The 16,562-nt window shown below is 71.3% G+C and carries 13 protein-coding genes; 12 read left to right on the top strand and 1 reads right to left on the bottom strand.

Annotated features, from left to right (window positions below; all coding sequences use genetic code 11):
- The 10 genes from JAO81_RS39645 to JAO81_RS39600 all read left to right on the top strand — a co-directional run.
- Positions 1–1,543 (top strand): ADP-ribosyltransferase (locus JAO81_RS39645; protein WP_307814172.1); only part of this gene is annotated, 1,543 nt, incomplete at its 5' end.
- An 18-nt stretch (positions 1,544–1,561) separates the two neighbouring features.
- The gene (locus tag JAO81_RS39640; protein ID WP_199552862.1) at positions 1,562–1,963 is read left to right on the top strand and encodes a hypothetical protein; all 402 of its coding nucleotides are present in this window, start codon (positions 1,562–1,564) and stop codon (positions 1,961–1,963) included.
- A 12-nt stretch (positions 1,964–1,975) separates the two neighbouring features.
- A complete protein-coding gene (locus tag JAO81_RS39635) occupies positions 1,976–2,725 on the top strand; it encodes a DUF6508 domain-containing protein (RefSeq protein WP_199552861.1) in 750 nt (249 codons plus the stop codon).
- A gap of 121 nt (positions 2,726–2,846) precedes the next feature.
- Positions 2,847–3,467 carry a hypothetical protein gene (locus JAO81_RS39630; RefSeq protein WP_199552860.1) on the top strand — a complete coding sequence of 207 codons (621 nt, stop codon included), beginning with the start codon at positions 2,847–2,849 and terminating at the stop codon, positions 3,465–3,467.
- A 68-nt stretch (positions 3,468–3,535) separates the two neighbouring features.
- Positions 3,536–4,003 carry an HD domain-containing protein gene (locus JAO81_RS39625; RefSeq protein ID WP_199552859.1) on the top strand — a complete coding sequence of 156 codons (468 nt, stop codon included), beginning with the start codon at positions 3,536–3,538 and terminating at the stop codon, positions 4,001–4,003.
- A gap of 34 nt (positions 4,004–4,037) precedes the next feature.
- Positions 4,038–4,382 (top strand): hypothetical protein, encoded by a 345-nt coding sequence (locus JAO81_RS39620; protein WP_233416567.1) that lies wholly within the window; start codon positions 4,038–4,040, stop codon positions 4,380–4,382.
- A gap of 13 nt (positions 4,383–4,395) precedes the next feature.
- Positions 4,396–5,748: a type VII secretion integral membrane protein EccD gene (gene eccD, locus JAO81_RS39615; RefSeq protein WP_199552858.1), complete on the top strand. Its 1,353-nt coding sequence runs from the start codon at positions 4,396–4,398 to the stop codon at positions 5,746–5,748.
- An 83-nt stretch (positions 5,749–5,831) separates the two neighbouring features.
- On the top strand, positions 5,832–7,112 hold the full coding sequence (locus tag JAO81_RS39610; protein WP_199552864.1) for a MinD/ParA family protein: 1,281 nt from the start codon (positions 5,832–5,834) through the stop codon (positions 7,110–7,112).
- A gap of 22 nt (positions 7,113–7,134) precedes the next feature.
- A complete protein-coding gene (gene eccCa / locus JAO81_RS39605) occupies positions 7,135–11,109 on the top strand; it encodes a type VII secretion protein EccCa (protein WP_199552857.1) in 3,975 nt (1,324 codons plus the stop codon).
- Positions 11,110–11,132: 23 nt separating this feature from the next.
- Positions 11,133–12,521, top strand: coding sequence for a DUF6177 family protein (locus tag JAO81_RS39600; protein ID WP_199552856.1), 1,389 nt, complete (start codon positions 11,133–11,135; stop codon positions 12,519–12,521).
- A 109-nt stretch (positions 12,522–12,630) separates the two neighbouring features.
- Here the strand turns inward: JAO81_RS39600 and JAO81_RS39595 are convergent, their stop codons facing one another.
- The gene (locus JAO81_RS39595; protein WP_307814170.1) at positions 12,631–13,740 is read right to left on the bottom strand and encodes an acyltransferase family protein; all 1,110 of its coding nucleotides are present in this window, start codon (positions 13,738–13,740) and stop codon (positions 12,631–12,633) included.
- 712 nt (positions 13,741–14,452) lie between these two features.
- Here JAO81_RS39595 and JAO81_RS39590 point away from each other — a divergent pair.
- Both JAO81_RS39590 and JAO81_RS43830 read left to right on the top strand, forming a co-directional pair.
- Positions 14,453–14,647, top strand: a complete 195-nt coding sequence (locus JAO81_RS39590; RefSeq protein ID WP_093613165.1) for a hypothetical protein — start codon at positions 14,453–14,455, stop codon at positions 14,645–14,647.
- Positions 14,648–14,810: 163 nt separating this feature from the next.
- The coding region (locus JAO81_RS43830; RefSeq protein ID WP_233416566.1) for a protein kinase at positions 14,811–16,562 on the top strand (1,752 nt) is incomplete at its 3' end.

Here is a 16,562-nt window from a genome sequence, read left to right as displayed (position 1 = left end):
CTTGTCGAAGCTCGGTGATGTGATGGCCGGGTTGAAGGGCGTCGGCAACATCGACATCCCGCCCCTGCCCGACACGATGGTCCGGCTCCCCGAGGGTTCGCTCCGTATGCCCGACGGTTCGTTCACGCTCCCCGAGGGCGCGGCGATTCCGGAAGGCGCGCTCCCCACGCCCACGGGGGCACTCAAGCTCCCCGAGGGCTGGACGACGGTCTCGCACAACTCGGTCGCGCTGCCGGACGGCCGCGTGATGGAGCCCGACGGTTCGCTGATCTCGCCGAACGGTGCGGTGGACCCGACTCCGGTGAAGGCGGAGTCCGTCCCGGCCCAGACGCCGGTCCAGCCGGTACTGGCGGGAGTCCACGCAGGCGACTCGGTCCCGCCCGTCGGCTCCCTGGACCACATCCCGTCCGGCTCCGCCACGGATCACGTCCCGGGCGGCGCGACCAACGAGGTCCCCGCCGGTACGGCCACCCACACTCCGAACGCAGGTCCGGCGACGCACGTCCCGGGCGCGAGCGTCACGGACAACACGGTCCCCGGCCCGTCCACCGGCGGCCACGACCTCCCGCCCTCCGGGCCGCACGGCCCGGGCCACGACGGTCCACCGGCGGGTCCGGTGTCCCATGGGGACGACGGTGCGCATGCCGGGGACGATGCGGCCGGGCACGCCGACGACGGGGTTGCGCACGGTGACGATGCCGCGGGTCACGGCGATGACGTCGCGGGACACGGTGACGACGCGGTGCACGGGTCGGACCCGAGCGGTGCCGATTCCGGTTCGGTCGACGATGCGGCCCACGCGGCGGACGAGGCGGGGGCGCCGGCCGGTCACGGGCCCGATGCGGGCGGCACCTTCGAGTACAAGCCGCACGTCACCCCCGAGGAGTGGCAGAACCTCTCCCCGGCGGAGAAGCACAGGATCGCTCTCGCCGAAGTCAGCGACGGGACGGTCCCGTTCCTCAACGACACCGACGCGATCCAGTACGGCCAGGCGTACTGGAACCACTACACCGAGAACCTGCCGAGCTCGCAGTTCGACGCCGTCCATGACTACACGCTGGAGCACGGCAAGAACGCGCCGCCGCCCACGTCCGAGGGCTGGGCGACCTACAAGGAGATGAACGGCTACCTCCGCGGCAACGACGCCATGGACAGCCCGTACGTACGGCGCAACATCGCCGAGACCGACGCGGCGCTGGCTGGGCGGGTCGTCCCCGAGGACGTCATGGTGGTCCGCGGCACCGGTATCGGTCACCTCGACCTCGACTCGCCGTACGACATGCTGGGTGAGACCTACGGCGACCCGGCCTACATGTCGACCTCGCTGGGCAACCATCCCGTCGACGCCTTCAAGGATATGGACGCCGTCCTGCATCTGCGGGTGCCGGAGGGGACGCCCGCCCTCTGGGTGGAGAAGGCGAGTGCGTTCGGCATGGGCGAGCGTGAGCTGCTCCTGGGCCGCGGCACGGAATACCGGGTGACCCGGGTCTTCGTGGAGAATGGCCAGGTGCAGGTCTATGGCGAAGTCCTGCCCAGGAAGTAGCGGAGAGAGGCACCACGCATGAGCAACGAACGACGCGTCTCACCGCGCATGACCGAGGACCTCCACTTCAACCGGGTGGAGGGCGGTCCGCCGCGCTATGCACGCCGTACGGACAAGCCCGTCCAGTACCTGGTGATCGTGAATGCCGCGGGCGCCGTGATCGGCTACGTATGGGCGAATGACGAGGACGACGCGGCAGGCTGGACGGTCCGTCCGGCCGGCGGGGACGAGGCCTTCAACTTGGGCTTCATCTGGGCCACCAAGCTGCATGACGCCAAGGCCAAGGGCCTCGCCCCGACGGAGGCGCTCGCCGAGATGGTGCGGGATTCGGATCCGTCCGCGAGCAGCCGCGTGCAGTCCGGGTCTCTGTCGGAGGCCCCGACCCTCGCCGCCCTCAAGGAACTCGCCGCCCAGGCCTAGGAGAACCGGCCCATGCCCTACGCCGCCGGCACTCTGAGGTCCGTCCAGTACGTCACGGTGACCGACAAGAAGGGCACCGTGCAGGGATACCTGTGGTTCAACGACGAGGACCGGGCTGCCGGTTGGGTCGTGCGGCCCGTGCGAGGGGACGAGGCTGTGAGCCGGGGTGCGTTCTGGACGGCGAAGCTGGATGCCGCCGCGGGGCGAGGGATCGCACCGATGGCCGCGCTCGCCGAGCTACTCAAGGCGGACACCGAGTACGACAACAGGCTCGTTGAGGTGTCCCTCACGACCGCGGCGGGTCTGCGTGAGGTGCAGGAGCTCGCCGTTTGCCCCGATGCCGAGGACCGACTGCTGCTCGGGCAGCTGAAGCGGGAAGACGAAGCGGCCTGGCGGGAGTTGGCCGAGGCGGCGGAGTCGCTCACGGACGAGGACCGGAAGGTCGAGTGGGTCGGGGGAGGGAAACGGCCCGGCGGAGTGGTCATGATCGGGTACCCGGACTACCGCCCGGCGCTGAGGCGGCTGACCTCGGCCCTCGTGGGGGTCGGTGCCGTCACGCCCGCCCACTACTGGATGGATCACCCCGTGCCGAAGGTCCCCGCAGGCGGCCAACTCCCGCCCGCCGACGCCGTACGGGCGGCAACCGCTGTCATGAGGGGCGAGCGGTTCAGCGATGGAACCATCGCGAAGGCGGCAGGCGACGGGACGTTGGACGCGGTGGCCGTTTCGCTGCTCGCGTGGCATGCGAGTACCGACAAGTAGCCGTTGCATAAGCAACGGTCAGCCTGATAGGCATACCCCTGCGAACGACCACGCGGCAGCGCACACCACCCGCCGCGCAGCACCAAGCACCAAGCACCAAGCACCAAGCAGGGGGACCCCGGTGACCACTCCGCCACCGCAGCAGAATCCGTACGCGCAGCAGAACCCGTACGCCGGACAGCAGGCCGACCCGTACGCCGGACAGCAGCAGAACCCGTACGGAAACCAGCAGCCCAACCCGTACGCCCAGCAGGCGCCGTACCCCCAGCAGGGCGCCGTCCCGGCTCAGGGGCAGTGGGCGCACCCTCAGTGGGGTCACCCCAACCAGCAGGCCGCGCCCACCGGTTGCCGGTTCTGTGGTGGCGCGCCCGCCGCGAACGTCACGTTCCGCGCCCACCAGGGCCTGCTCATCCTCATGCGGTTCCAGAAGCTCGACGGCCTCATGTGTGCCACCTGTGGCGAGGCCGTCTACCGCGAGATGACCGGGAAGACGCTGTGGCAGGGCTGGTGGAGTCCATTCTCGCTGTTCTTCTTCACCCCGTTCACCCTGCTGTCGAACCTCTTCACCCGGCGCAAGCTCAAGTCCCTGCAGCCGCCCGTCCCCGGGCAGCACGGACCGCAGATGCCGGCCGGCGTACCGCTCCACAAGCGGCCGTTGTCCTATGTCGGACTGATTCCGCCGCTTTGGTTCGGGTTCCTCATCATCTCCGCGGTGTTCTTCGGTGATCCGCTGGCCGGCTAGGCGCACCTGGCTGTACCTCCCCCTCACCCATGCCTTATGTTGCGGAGGCAAAGCCAAGGGGGAACGTCATGCCGGACGAGCAGCAGCCGCTCATGAGCCTCGACGAGGTCGAGGCCGTCGCGCGCCGTGCGCACGCGGCGCAGACCGACAAGGCCGGGCGGCCGTACGTCGAGCATCTGCAGGCTGTCGCCGACGGCACCCGGGCCAGGGGTGGCAGCGACGAGCTGATCGCCGCCGCATGGCTGCACGACGCGATCGAGGACCACGCCCTGACCGAGGAGTGGCTCGAGGCGGCCGCCCTCACCCCCGCCACCAAGGCCGTGGTGCGCGCGCTCACCAAACGCGAGGGCGAGGAGGCGCAGGCGTACGCGGCGCGTATTCTCGCGACCCCGGGCGCACTCCTCGTCAAGACGGCCGATCTTGCGCACAATTGCGATCCGGCACGCAGGGCCGTCCTCGACCGGGCGACCCAGGAGCGGCTCGCCCGCAAGTACGCGAAGATGCGGGAGCTCCTCGGGCTCGCCCAGGACGACTGACCGGCTCACGAGGACGACTGAGGCGAAGAGAGTCATGGCGCGGGATTACGACAGCCAGTTGCTGGAGTCGGTGTCGGTACGCCGGCGCAGGCTGCGCGACGCCCTGCTCTTCGGTGCGCAGCGCGCCCGGCGCAGCGCCGACGAGCGGCTCGGCAAGGTGTTCGCCGGGATCGCCATCGCCGCCGTCCTGTGCGCCGGCTGTGTCGGCTGGTCCTTCGTGCAGAACATGATGGAGAAGCAGAAGGACGAGCAGCGCAAGCAGCAGCAGAAACAGGAGAAGCTCGTCGGTCTCGATGCCACCCAGCAAGCCTGGCATTTCGGGCGAATGCCCATCAACGGGTACGGCAACAACCCACCGTCCGCCTCGACTTCGCGATGATAGGTTCCGGTAAGTGGTGAGCACTGCAACGAGTTCCCGAGCGCAACTCAGCCGAGTGACCCTCGTCGGCGAGCGCCGGCGGGCGGACATCGTTCTGCCGTCGGACACGCCCATAGGGCAACTGCTCCCCGACATCCTGCAGTTGCTCGACGACCGGGCCGCCTCGCGGCCGATGACCCGGCAGCTGATCACTTCGGACGGCGCCGTCCTGCCGCACGAGAGCACGCTCTCCTCGGCCGAGGTCGCCGACGGTGCGGTCCTCCGTCTCGTACGCGCCCACGCGGCGCCGCCCGCGCCTGTCGTCCACGACGTGACCGACGAGGTCGCCGACGATCTGGATCTGCGCGCCTGGCGCTGGCGGCCCGCGGCACGCAGGGTCAGCGCCGGCGTCACCACCGTCGTCTTCACGGTGATCGCGGCGGTCCTCGCACGGGCCGAGTTCTCGCTCGCGTCCGTCGCGACCACGCTCATCGTGGCCACCCTGCTCCTCGCCGCCGCGGGCGCGCTCGTCGCGAAGCTCGGGCCCGGCAACCGAGGACTGGCCACCGCGCTGCTGCTCACCTCCGGAGTGCTCGGACTGCTCGCCGCGTGGACGGCGGCCGACGCGCATGCCTGGTCGGGCCAGGTGCGTACGGCGGCGGTCGGCGGTGCGCTCGTCCTGACCCAGCTGCTGCTCGGCTTCTTCTCGCCGCTCGGCCGCGGCGGTCTGATCGGAGCGGCCGCCACGGCCGCGTACACGCTGATCTGGGAAGTGGCCGCCGCCGTCCAGGACGACCCGGCCCGGCTCGGTGCCGTGATGGCCGTGCTCAGTGTGGTGCTGCTCGGCATGCTGCCGCGGCTCGCGCTGATGGCCTCCGGTCTGACGGGCCTCGACGATCGCCGCTCCGGTGGCGCGTCGGTCAGCCGTCACCAGGTGGCCGGTGCGCTCGCCGCCACCCACCGCGGCCTCGCGCTCGCCACGATCGTCACCGCGCTCTCCGCGACGGCCGCCGGCTTCCTGCTGACCTCGGCACCGCCCACCGTGTGGACGGTCCTGCTCACCGCGCTCACCGCCGTGGTGCTGCTTTCGCGGGCGCGGGCCTTTCCGCTGGTGGCGGAGGTCGTGGCGCTGTTCGTGGCGGCCGGCTTCCTCGTCGTACGCCTGGTGATGCTGTGGATGGCGCATGCCGAGGGCATCGGTCCGCTCGCCGTGCTGGGCGCGGCCGCCGTGCTGCCGCTGCTCGTCCTTGCCGTACAGCCGCCCGAGCATGTGGTGGTCCGGCTGCGCAGGATGGCCGATCTGATCGAGTCCATCGGCGTGATCGGGCTCTTCCCGCTCGCGGTGGGCGCGTTCGGTGTGTACGGGCAGCTGCTCGACAAGTTCTGACTCGACAAGTTCTGACTCGACAAGTTCTGATCAGGGCCGCAGAGACTCCAAGGGGAACGGGGCGCAGGGAAGTGAGCACGGACATGCCGAACGGCGGCAACTGGCAGGGCGATGTGCTGCGCGACCTCAGGGGTACGGAGGGCCAGGCACCGGCTCCGGCCCAGGCACAGGCACCGGCCCAGGCTCAGGCACCGGCCCAGGCTCAGGCACCGGCCCAGGCCCAGGCACCGCACCCGACACACCCGCCCCCCCCGCCCCCCCCACAGGCGCCGCCCCCCGCCCCGCCCGCCCAGCCGCCCCCGCAGCAGGCCCAGCCCGCCCCGCCGGCCCAGCCCGCCCCCTCCGTCTCGCCGACAGCCGCCGGCACCGCGCCCCCCGCCCCGTCCGTCCAGCACGCCTACGCCCAGCAGCCCCCCTCCCCGTACACCCGCGGCCCGGCCCACACGCCCGACTCCCGCCAGGTCCTCGACCGCGACCTCGCCGCCGCCCGCCGCAAGCCCCGGCACGGGGAACCCTTCGCGACCCGTGCGCTGCGGGCCGTCCGCAGGACCGTCTCGTCGAGCGCCGCGCGTGAGGTGGCCGAGGCGTCCAGGCTCGGCGAGCTGCTCCAGGCCCCGGTCACCACCGGCCGTCAGATCGCCGTCACCTCGATCCGCGGCGGCGCCGGCAAGTCCACGGTCTCCGCCCTGCTCGGCACCACCTACGCGCACTACCGCCACGACCCGGTCCTGCTCGTCGAGGCCGACCCCGCGCTCGGCACCCTGCCGCTGCGCGTCGGCGCCGAGGCGCTGCGCTGGACCACGGGCGACCTCGCCTCGATCGTCGTCCCGCAGATGTCGCTGCTCGACGTCACCGGTTACCTGGTCCAGCTCCCCGACAACGCCTGGCTGCTGCCCGGCAGCCAGGGCCAGATCGGCGCGATGCTCGACCTCAAGGCGTACGAGAAGGTCATGGTCTCGCTGCGCCGCTACTTCGGGATCACGGTCGTCGACTGCGAGACGCTGCCCGCCGAGGTCGCCCGTACCGCCCTGTCAGCGGCCCAGGCCCGGATCCTGGTCGCGCCCGCGACGCTCGAGGGCGTCACGTCCACGTACTCCGTACTGCAGTGGATGCAGAGCCTGCCGCGGCACATGATCGAGGGCACGGTCGTGGTGCTCACCGAGATGGTGCCGCACAGCGGGCTCGACCTCGCGAAGGCCACCGAGAAGCTGAAGTCGACCGGGGCGGGCGTTCAAGTCCTGCCGTACGACCGGCACTTGGCGTCCGGCGGCGCGATCCGCACCGAACTGCTCGCCCAGCCGACCAGGACCGCCGCGACCCGCCTCGCCGCCGAGGTGTTCCAGCTGTCGCAGAAGCGCCGCTGAGCCGTCGTACGAAGAGAAGCCGATGAGCACCCGACTGATCCACCGCCCGGCCCGCACCACCAGGCCGACCGCCGCGTCCGAGGCGCGCGTGATCGAGGCGCCGCCGAACCTGCCCGACGGCAAGGGCGGCAACATCGCGACCTCGCTGCTTCCGGTCGCGGGCGTCATGTCGTCGGTCGTGATGATGACGGTCCTGCGCAGCAACGGCGCGTTCGCGGCGATCGGCGCGCTGATCCTGATCGTCACCATCATCGGTTCGGTGGTGCTCGTCTTCTCCCAGAAGGGCAAGGCCCAGCGCACCCGCCGCACCCAGCGCGAGGCCTACCTCGAATACCTGGAGGAGCTGCGCGAGGAATTGTCGGGGGAGGAGAAGCGGCGCCGCGAACGCGCCGGCATCCTCAACCCGCCGCCCTCCGCGCTCTACGACATCGTGCGCGACCCGGCCCGGCTGTGGGAGCGCCGCCGCACGGACGGCGACTTCCTGCGGGTACGGGTCGGCACCGGCGAGATGCCCGTACGGGATCTGAAGATCCAGCAGCAGGGTTCCTCGGTGCTCACCCCGCCCGACAAGTTCATGCTCAACGAGGCGTCCGCCCTGATGGACCGCTTCCGCACCGGCACCGAACTCCCGCTCACCGTCCCGCTCGACCGCGTCGGCAACATCAGCGTCGTCGGCGCCCGCGAGGACACCCTGCGGGTGGCCCGCGCCCTGCTCGTCCAGGCCGCCGCGACCCACGCCCCCGACGACGTGGCGATGGCGCTCGCGGTTCCGGGGGAGCGTCTCGGCGACTGGGAGTGGGCGAAGTGGCTGCCGCACCTGCTCGACAGCGAGCAGTTCGACGGACCGGTCGCGGCCCGCCGTATCGCGCCTTCGCCCTCCCAACTGGCCCGCCAAATCGGCCACGAACTGCGCCGCCGCGCCTCGTACGCGGCCGAGGTACGCCGCGGACTGTCGGACAAGGACGCCCTGTCCATGAGCTCCCGGCTGCTCGTCGTCTCCGACGGCTACGGCGAGGACGCGGCCGAACTCCCGCGCCCCGACGACGCGGTGGGCCTGCGCGACATGGGCGTCTCCGTGCTGCATCTGCTCGCCGAGCGGGTCCAGGAGCCCGGCCAGGTCTCGGTCCGAATCACCGTCGACGGGGACCGTGTCGTCATCGAGGACCTGCGCGAGGCCGAGCCGATCAGCGCCCACGGCACCGTCGACGAGGTCACCGTGCCGGGCGCCGAGGGCATCGCACGGATGCTGGCGCCGCTCAGGCTCTCCGCCGAGTCCATGGCGGACGCCCCGCTCTCCGGTCCCGTCGACTTCGCCGAACTGCTCGGCATCGACGACGTGGCCCGCCTCGACCTCGAAAAGCTCTGGGCGCCGCGCGGCGAACGCGCCTTCCTGCGCGTTCCGATCGGCATCAGCGACTCCCACGAGCCGGTCCTGCTCGACCTCAAGGAGTCCTCCGAACTGGGCATGGGCCCGCACGGCCTGTGCGTCGGCGCCACCGGCTCCGGCAAGTCCGAACTCCTGCGCACGCTCGTCCTCGCGCTCGTCGCCACCCACCCGCCCGAGGACCTCTCGCTCGTCCTCGTCGACTACAAGGGCGGCGCGACCTTCGCGCCGTTCGCGTCCCTGCCGCACGTCGCGGGCGTGATCACCAACCTGGAGAACCAGGCAGGGCTCGTCGAGCGCGTGCACGCCTCGCTCGCCGGCGAGGTCAAGCGCCGCCAGCAGGTACTGAAGGACGCGGGCAATGTCGCCGACATCGGCGACTACGCGGCCCTGCGCGCCACCAAGCGGCCCGACCTCGACCCGCTGCCGCACCTCTTCGTCGTCATCGACGAGTTCGGTGAACTCCTCACCGCCAAGCCCGACTTCATCGACCTCTTCCTCTCCATCGGCCGGATCGGCCGCTCCATCGGCGTCCACCTGCTGCTCTCGTCGCAGCGCATCGAGGGCGGCAAGCTCAAGGGACTCGACACGTACCTCTCGTACCGCCTGGGTCTGCGCACCTTCTCGCCGGACGAGTCCCGTACGGTCCTCGACACCACCGACGCCTTCCACCTCCCGCCGCTGCCCGGTTTCGGCTACCTCAAGGTCGACATGTCGGTGTACGAACGGTTCAAGGCCTCATACGTCTCCGGCGCCTACCGCGGTCCCGTCGCCCGCGACGAGGAGGACAGCGGCCCGCTCGCCCTCGAGTACGAGGCGTACAACACCCTCGCCGAGGCGGACTCCACCGGGCCCGCCGAGCCGCAGATGCGCCGCCGCGAGACCGGACCGACCGAACTCGGCGTCCTCGTCTCACAGTTGGAGAACGCGCCCACCGATCCCGTACGCCAGATCTGGCTGCCGCCGCTCCCGGAAGCCGTAGCCCTCGACAAGGTGGCGGGCCCCGTGGACGTCGGCGCGCGCGGTATGCAGCTGCGCGGCCGGCGCGGCCCGCTCCAGATCCCCCTCGGCATCCTCGACGACCCCGCCAAGCAGTGGCAGGGCCAATGGATCCTGGACCTCACCGTCGCGGGCGGCCACGCGGCCGTCATCGGCGGACCGCAGTCCGGCAAGACCACGCTGCTGCGTTCCCTCGCTCTGTCGTTGGCGCTCACCCACACCCCGCAGGAAGTAGGCATCTACGGCCTCGACCTGGTGGGCGGCGGCCTTCAGGCGCTGTCCGGGCTGCCGCACGTCGGCGGGATCGCGGGCCGCGCCGACCGCGAGCGGGCCGCCCGTACGGTCGACGAGGTGCGCACGATGCTGGAGCAGCGCGAGGAACTGTTCCGCGCGCACGGCATCGACTCCGTGGAGCAGCTGCGCGACCTGCGCGCGGCAGGCCGGCTCCCCGAACTCGCCTCCACCGAGATCGTGCTGCTCATCGACGGCTTCGGCGCCCTGCGCGACGACTTCGAGAACCTCGACGACGCCGTGACGGATCTGCTGAAGCGCGGCGGAGGCTACGGCATCCACATCGTGGCCGGCATGCTCCGCTGGAACGACGTCCGTATCGCCACCCAGACCACCTTCGGCACCCGCGTCGAGCTGCGCCTCAACGACCCCACCGAGTCCAGCATCGACCGCAAGCTCGCCGAGACCCTCTCGCCGGACGAGCCCGGCCGCGTCCTCACCGACGCCAAGCTCTTCGCGCAGGTCGCGCTGCCCCGTACGGACTCGCTTTCCGGTACCGGTGAGCTCGGCGCCGTCCTCGAGCGCACCGCCCGCACCGTACGCGCCACGTGGACGGGTGAAGTCGCCCAGCCCGTACGGGTGTTGCCCCATGTGCTCGACAAGGAACTGCTCCCCGGCCCGGCCGCCGAGCCCAAGCGTGTCCCGATCGCGCTCGACCAGTCCGCGCTCAAGCCGGTCCTGCTCGACCTCTTCCAGCACGACCAGCACCTGATCGTGATGGGCGACAGCGAGTGCGGCAAGACCAATCTCCTGCGCGTGATCGCCGAAGGCCTGATGGAGCGCTACACCGAGGACGAGCTGGTCTTCGCCGTGTACGACCCCCGGCGCGGGCTGCGCGGTGCGATCCCCGAGGAGTACCGCGGCGGCTACGCCTACAACGCCAAGCTCGCCGCGGGCCTCTCGAACGGCATCGCCACCGAGCTGGAGAAGCGCCTGCCCGACGAGACCCAGGACACCGAGGACCTCGAGCCCGGCAGCTGGGGCTCGGGCCCGCGGATCGTCGTCCTCGTCGACGACTACGACGTGCTGACCACCGCGGGCCAGCAGCCGCTCTCACCGTTCCTGCCGTACATCCCCTCGGCCGCCGACATCGGCCTGCACTTCGTCCTGACCCGCCGCGTGGCCGGTGCCTCGCGCGGTCTGTACGAGCCGATGGTGCAGGGGCTGCGCGAGTCGGGCTCGTCCGCGCTCGTCATGACCGGTGACCGCAGCGAGGGGCAGCTCTTCCCCGGCGTATACGCGTCCCAACAGCCGTCCGGGCGCGGGGTGTTCGTGCGGCGGGGCGAGGCTTCGAGGCTGATCCAGACGGTTCACGCGGGCTGACACAGCCGCCAGTAAGGAAGATCATGACCAAGGACGTCATCGCCCTCACCGAGCAGATGCCCGACCCGCTGAGCGTCCTCGCGGGACTGCTCGCCGGCGGCCCCGACCAGCTGGTGCAGGCCGCCGACGACGGCGCCGTGGTGCGGCTCTGTGACGAGCAGGGCAGGCCGCTCGTCTCCGTGGAGGCGCCGCTGCTCGTCCAGGTTCCGGGCGAGGCGACCCGGCTGCTCGGAGTGCGGGAGCCCGCCGTGCCGTACTGGTGGACCGAGGCCCGCGCCACCACGGGTGTCGCCGAGGCCGAACGGCTCGCGGGCGCCTATGTCTCCCGTATCGCCTCCCTCGTGGGCGGCGCGGTCTGGCCGCCCGAGGCCGCGCGCTCGCTCGACGTCGTCAAGTCCGAGGGCGTGCGGATGACTTCGGACGCCGCCGGGGGAGGGGCCGACGCCCCCCCCGACAAGGCCGCCGTCGTCTTCCAGGACCGGCCCGCCGTCCCGATGCCGGCCTGGCTGTCCCCCGCGGTGAGCGCGGCCGCGGCCGCCGGGATCGGTCTGCAGATCGTCACCCCGCCCGGCGCCCGCCTCACCCCGGCCGTCCGCGCCGCGCTCGACGGCTGGCCCTCGCGCTGGGTCGTCCGCGACGAGGCCTGCGGCTACTACGACGGGCTCTCCGGAGCGGTGCTCGCCTGGCAGGGCGGCCTGTTCCAGCCCGTGCCCGGCGAGGACGGCACGACGCCCGTGCCCGAGGTCTTCAAGGACGTCACCGACACCGCGGAGCGCCAGCTCACACTGCAGTTCCGCACCGTCCACCCCGCCGACGACCGCCTCGTGCTCGGCGGCGCGCTCGAAGCCGTCTGCCAGGCGCTGCGCGGCGGGCCGCCGACCGGCTGGGGCACCGCCGAACCCGTCAACCTCCCCTGGTCGCTACGGCAGTTGACCGATCTCGCCCACGAGCGCGCTCCCGAACCCACGCTTCTGTACGCGGTCGGCGACGCGTTCTTCGCCACGATGCGGGTCAGCCGCACGAAGGCGGGCGTCGAGGAGGACATCACCGTCATCGCGGGATACGGAGCCGACGAGCAGCCCTCGCTCGACCGGCTCCCCTCCATCGCGGAGACCCTGGCCACCCGCCACCACCTGCAGTCGCTGCTCGCCCAGATCCGCAAGGCCCGCCGCGACCTCGCCGTACCGCCGTACTTCGAGGCCCCGGCCGTACCCGCCGGCTTCGCGCTCGGCGCCGACGAGGTGCGCGCGATGCCCGGCGACCGCGCCCGCCGCACCCCCCTCGCCGCGGCCCCCGTCGAGCTCGGCCCGGCGACCCGGCCCGCGCTGTACTACCCGCTGCCGGGCGACCCCTCGGACCTCGCGGGCTGGACGGACTTCGAGAAGCTGATGCGGCACCTCAAGGGCGCGTGACGCTCCGGCAAACGCAACCGGCACCGGCATACGGGAAGGGCGCCCACGACGGATCGTGGGCGCCCTTCCCGTATGTACGCGGCATGTGGCCGCGGGCTTCTGTACGCGGCTACTTGGCCGCGGACTTCGTCCTCTCCCGCGCCAGCTCGGCCGCATCCCGCTTGAAGGCCCACTTCATATCGGGCTCCATCGCGAAGCGGAACATACGCTGCACCGGCGGCGTGCACAGCAGGGTGACGACCGCGGCCGCGACCAGGGTCACGAAGACCTCGCCGAGCGGCTTGTGCAGCCAGGCCGGCTCGTACCAGCCCCAGAAGCTCGAACCCTTGGTGAGGAACCCGTGCAGCAGGTAGCCGTAGAGGGTTCCCGCGCCGAGCACGGTGAACCACATGTGGCGCCGGGGCACCCAGGCCAGGAAGCAGGCCACCAGAACCATCGAGCAGGCGAAGAGCGCGAAGGTCATCACGATGCCCGCCCACCACGGGGCGCCGAGCTCCTGGGCGCTGTCGCGGTGGTAGAACCACGACGACGTCATCCGCGGAGCGGCCCAGTAGGCGAAGAGCAGGGCCAGGCCGAAGACCGGCACGGACAGGATGCGCACCTCACGGCGGCGCACCAGCTGGAAGTGCTCGGGCTTGAGCGACAGACCGATCACGAAGAACGGCAGGAACTGCAGGACCCGCTGCAGATCCAGGTCGTCACCGATGTCGGGCGAGATCGAGGCGAGCGCGCCGATGGCGAGCGCGACCGGGATCGGCCAGCGGATCGCCTTCCACAGCGGGGTGGTCAGCCGCCAGACGAAGAGCGCGACGAGGAACCAGGTCAGGTACCAGGGGTCGAGCAGGCTGATCGGATGCGACGGGTCGTTGTCCGCCCACCGCTTGAAGAGGCTGTACGCGACCTCGAAGACCACGAACGGTACGAGCACACCGGTCACGAGCCGGCGCAGCCGGTCGGGGCGCATGTCGAAGCTGCGCGAGAAGTAGCCGGAGATCATGATGAAGGCCGGCATATGGAAGCTGTAGACGACCATGTACAGCGCTTCGGCCGTGCGGCTCCCGTCCGTCAGGGGCTCCCATGAGTGCCCCATGGCGACCAGGACGATCGCGAGGTACTTCGCGTTGTCGAAGAACGCGTCGCGCTGTTTGGCGGGCTTCTGTCCGGCGGTGGGGGCGGCGGGACGGTGGGGAGCGTCCTGGGGGGAGCGCGGGCTCGGCACACCGGATGCCGATTCCTGGGCCGGCGGGAGCGGTGCCCGGTGCTGTGACCGCACTGCGCCTTCGGGGGTAGTGGCAGCGTGGAACATCTGAGGCACCCTAGCGGCGGCGGATGGTTTTCGTAAAACCCTTCCAGTGAATACAGACGTGATGAGCGCCATTCGCCACGAGTATCCCGCTTACCGGGAAGTCGACTTAGAGATCCGGGCACGGAATAGTGACTCAGCTCTCGTAGCCTTATGCGCCACTGAATCCGGGTAAGTCCGGTCATAACAGCCGCAGGCGACTCTGGTGGAATGTCCGGTTCATTGGTATTTACCCGTCCGCGTCGTCATGTCCATCCGGAGTGAAAGTGCGGGCCGCCCGCGTTCCACGCACTCAAGTGCTGTGCGCACGGCAACAATTCGAATTCTCTGCGAACACGTCGCGTGCGTATGGCAACGATCAAGCCGAATTGAGTCCGTCATGTGCCCCTGGAATTGGCTCACGTGTCCATGGTGTGTCCGTCCGGCACCCGCCCGCCGGGCCGGGCCCCGGTGTGCGCCAAGGGTGTGCGGGGGAGCGGCGGGGGTGTACGGGGGCGCGAAAGCCGTGGCCGACGATGCGTCACCCGCCGCATACGGAGGGCCTGTTGGTGGCACGATGGTTCTGGCGGGGGTGTGCGGGAGTGTGCCTCCGGGCGGTAGTGCGGACCGACCTAGGGTGTGATCAGTTGTGGTCTTCTCGCTTTCAGCGGTACTCGTGTTGGCGATCATCCTTGTGGTGCTGATCCGCGGGGGCTCGCTCAAAGCAGGCCCGGCCGTGGTCGCGGTCCTCTTCGGGTTCTTCCTCGCGTCCACGGGAATGGCGGACGACATCCAGCGCTTCCTCGACTCGATAGCGAGGACTTTGAACGACATCCAGTTCTAGGCGGGGCGACGGGCGGGATCCCGCGGCGCCGGGGCGGAGCACCTTCCGGGCGTGACCTGCGGGCGGGCGGCGAGGGGGCGGCGCACGGCGTATGGAGCTGCGTGATTCCGATCCGCGGTAGATCGGCGGCTATGCCGTCGAGGAGCGGCTCGGCTCCGGAGGCATGGGCGTCGTCTACCGTGCGCGCTCGGCGTCCGGCCGGCCACTCGCCGTCAAGGTGGTGCACGCGCACTACGCCGACGACGAGGAGTTCCGTGTCCGCTTCCGGCGTGAACTCGCGGCGGCCCGGCGCGTCAGCGGTGCCTTCACGGCTCCCGTGGTCGACGCCGACCCGGACGCGGACCGTCCGTGGATGGCCACGCTGTTCATCCCCGGTGAGAACCTCGGCACCCATGTCCGCCGCCACGGTCCGCTGCCGCTCGACCGGCTGCGCGAGCTCGCGACCGGTCTCGCCGAGGCGCTGCGCGAACTGCACCGCACCGATGTGGTCCACCGCGACCTCAAGCCCGCCAATGTGATGCTCGCCGAGGACGGTCCGCGCGTCATCGACTTCGGCATCTCACGCGCGGCCGTCTTCCATGACGGCCAGCGCCTCACCGACACCGGCCGGGTCATGGGCACCCCGCCCTACATGTCCCCCGAGCAGCTCGCCGACCCGCGCGAGGTGGGCCCGCCCGCCGATGTCTTCTCGCTCGGCTCGGTCCTGGTCTACGCCGCCACGGGGAGCGGCCCGTTCGACGGCGACAGCCCGTACGAGACGGCGATCCGTGTGGTCGAGGGCGCGCCCCGACTGGACGGTGTACCGGACGAGTTGCGCCCCGTCGTCGAACAGTGCCTGGACAAGTCCCCGGACGCCCGCCCCACCCCCGCCGAGCTTCTCGCCCTTCTGCACGGCGCTCCGCCGCCGCCCCGGGCACGGTCCGCGGCACCTGCGCCGTCCGGGGCCCACCGGCTGCCCTTGGCGGGCGTGCTCGGCGTGGTCGGCCTGGTCCTCGCCGTGGTGGCGGCCTTCTTCCTCGTACGGACGCTCCTGCACGACGACGCGAAGCCGCCGTCCCGGCAGTCGGCCGACCTGCCGTCCGGGTACCGGGCCTGGCAGTCGCGGACAGGCGGCGGCGCCGATGTGCCGGGGATGTTCGCGAGCTGTGCGGCGGACGGGAAGGACTGGCTGATCTGCGCGGGGAACGACGTCGCCGGGGTGCGCTTCGCGCTCGCGGACGGCGAGGTCGGCTGGCAGCGCTCCGTGGATCCCACACCCGACGACATGAGCAGCGACGACGGCGCCGTGATCGGCATCGGCGGCGGCCACGTGCTCGTGCACACCAACGCCGACGAGGCCGATGCCGACGGCGAGACGAGCACCTCGCACTACCGCATCCTCTCCCTGGAGACCGCCACCGGAAAGGTCCGCTGGGAGCGGCCGGCCGGCCACGGGGAGATGCCGCCGGCACCCGATCCGGTCTACGGCGGCGTGGCCCTGCTGCCCACGGGAGTGGTCACCTTCACGGGCGAGAACGGCAGCTCGTACGCGCTTCTCGACCGCGCATCCGGCAGGATCCGCTGGACCGCGCCCGTACCCGCCGATGAGTCCTGCGTACTCCACGCGGCCGGGGACAGCGCCTACCTCGTATGTACGACGGAAACCCCCGAGCGCACCCGCCTGGGCCGTCTCGATCCGGAGACGGGCCGGCCCACGTGGATCCCGCTGGGCACCGGATACTTCACCTGGCTCGGCGAACACCGCGGCCGGATCCTGCTCGTCGACCAGCCGCAGGACACCTACGCCCGCCTGCACGCGGTCGACCCGGCCGAGCTGCTCCCCGCGGCTGCCGGGCGGCCCGGTTCCACCGCAGGCGCACCGCCGGCGCAGCCCGCGGCTGCCGCGCGGTCGGCGCCCGCCGCCCAGCCGAAGTCG

It is taken from the genome of Streptomyces sp. N35 (assembly GCF_016464295.1).
Taxonomy (GTDB): Bacteria; Actinomycetota; Actinomycetes; order Streptomycetales; family Streptomycetaceae; genus Streptomyces.
This window is presented reverse-complemented; position numbering and strand designations above follow the sequence as displayed.

Excerpts from the sequence above, each read along its gene's own strand:
- JAO81_RS39640 (WP_199552862.1), top strand. The coding sequence starts at position 1,562 with ATGAGCAACGAACGACGCGTCTCACCGCGCATGACCGAGGACCTCCAC.
- JAO81_RS39635 (WP_199552861.1), top strand. The coding sequence starts at position 1,976 with ATGCCCTACGCCGCCGGCACTCTGAGGTCCGTCCAGTACGTCACGGTG.
- JAO81_RS39625 (WP_199552859.1), top strand. The coding sequence starts at position 3,536 with ATGCCGGACGAGCAGCAGCCGCTCATGAGCCTCGACGAGGTCGAGGCC.
- JAO81_RS39620 (WP_233416567.1), top strand. The coding sequence starts at position 4,038 with ATGGCGCGGGATTACGACAGCCAGTTGCTGGAGTCGGTGTCGGTACGC.
- JAO81_RS39610 (WP_199552864.1), top strand. The coding sequence starts at position 5,832 with ATGCCGAACGGCGGCAACTGGCAGGGCGATGTGCTGCGCGACCTCAGG.
- eccCa (WP_199552857.1), top strand. The coding sequence starts at position 7,135 with ATGAGCACCCGACTGATCCACCGCCCGGCCCGCACCACCAGGCCGACC.
- JAO81_RS39600 (WP_199552856.1), top strand. The coding sequence starts at position 11,133 with ATGACCAAGGACGTCATCGCCCTCACCGAGCAGATGCCCGACCCGCTG.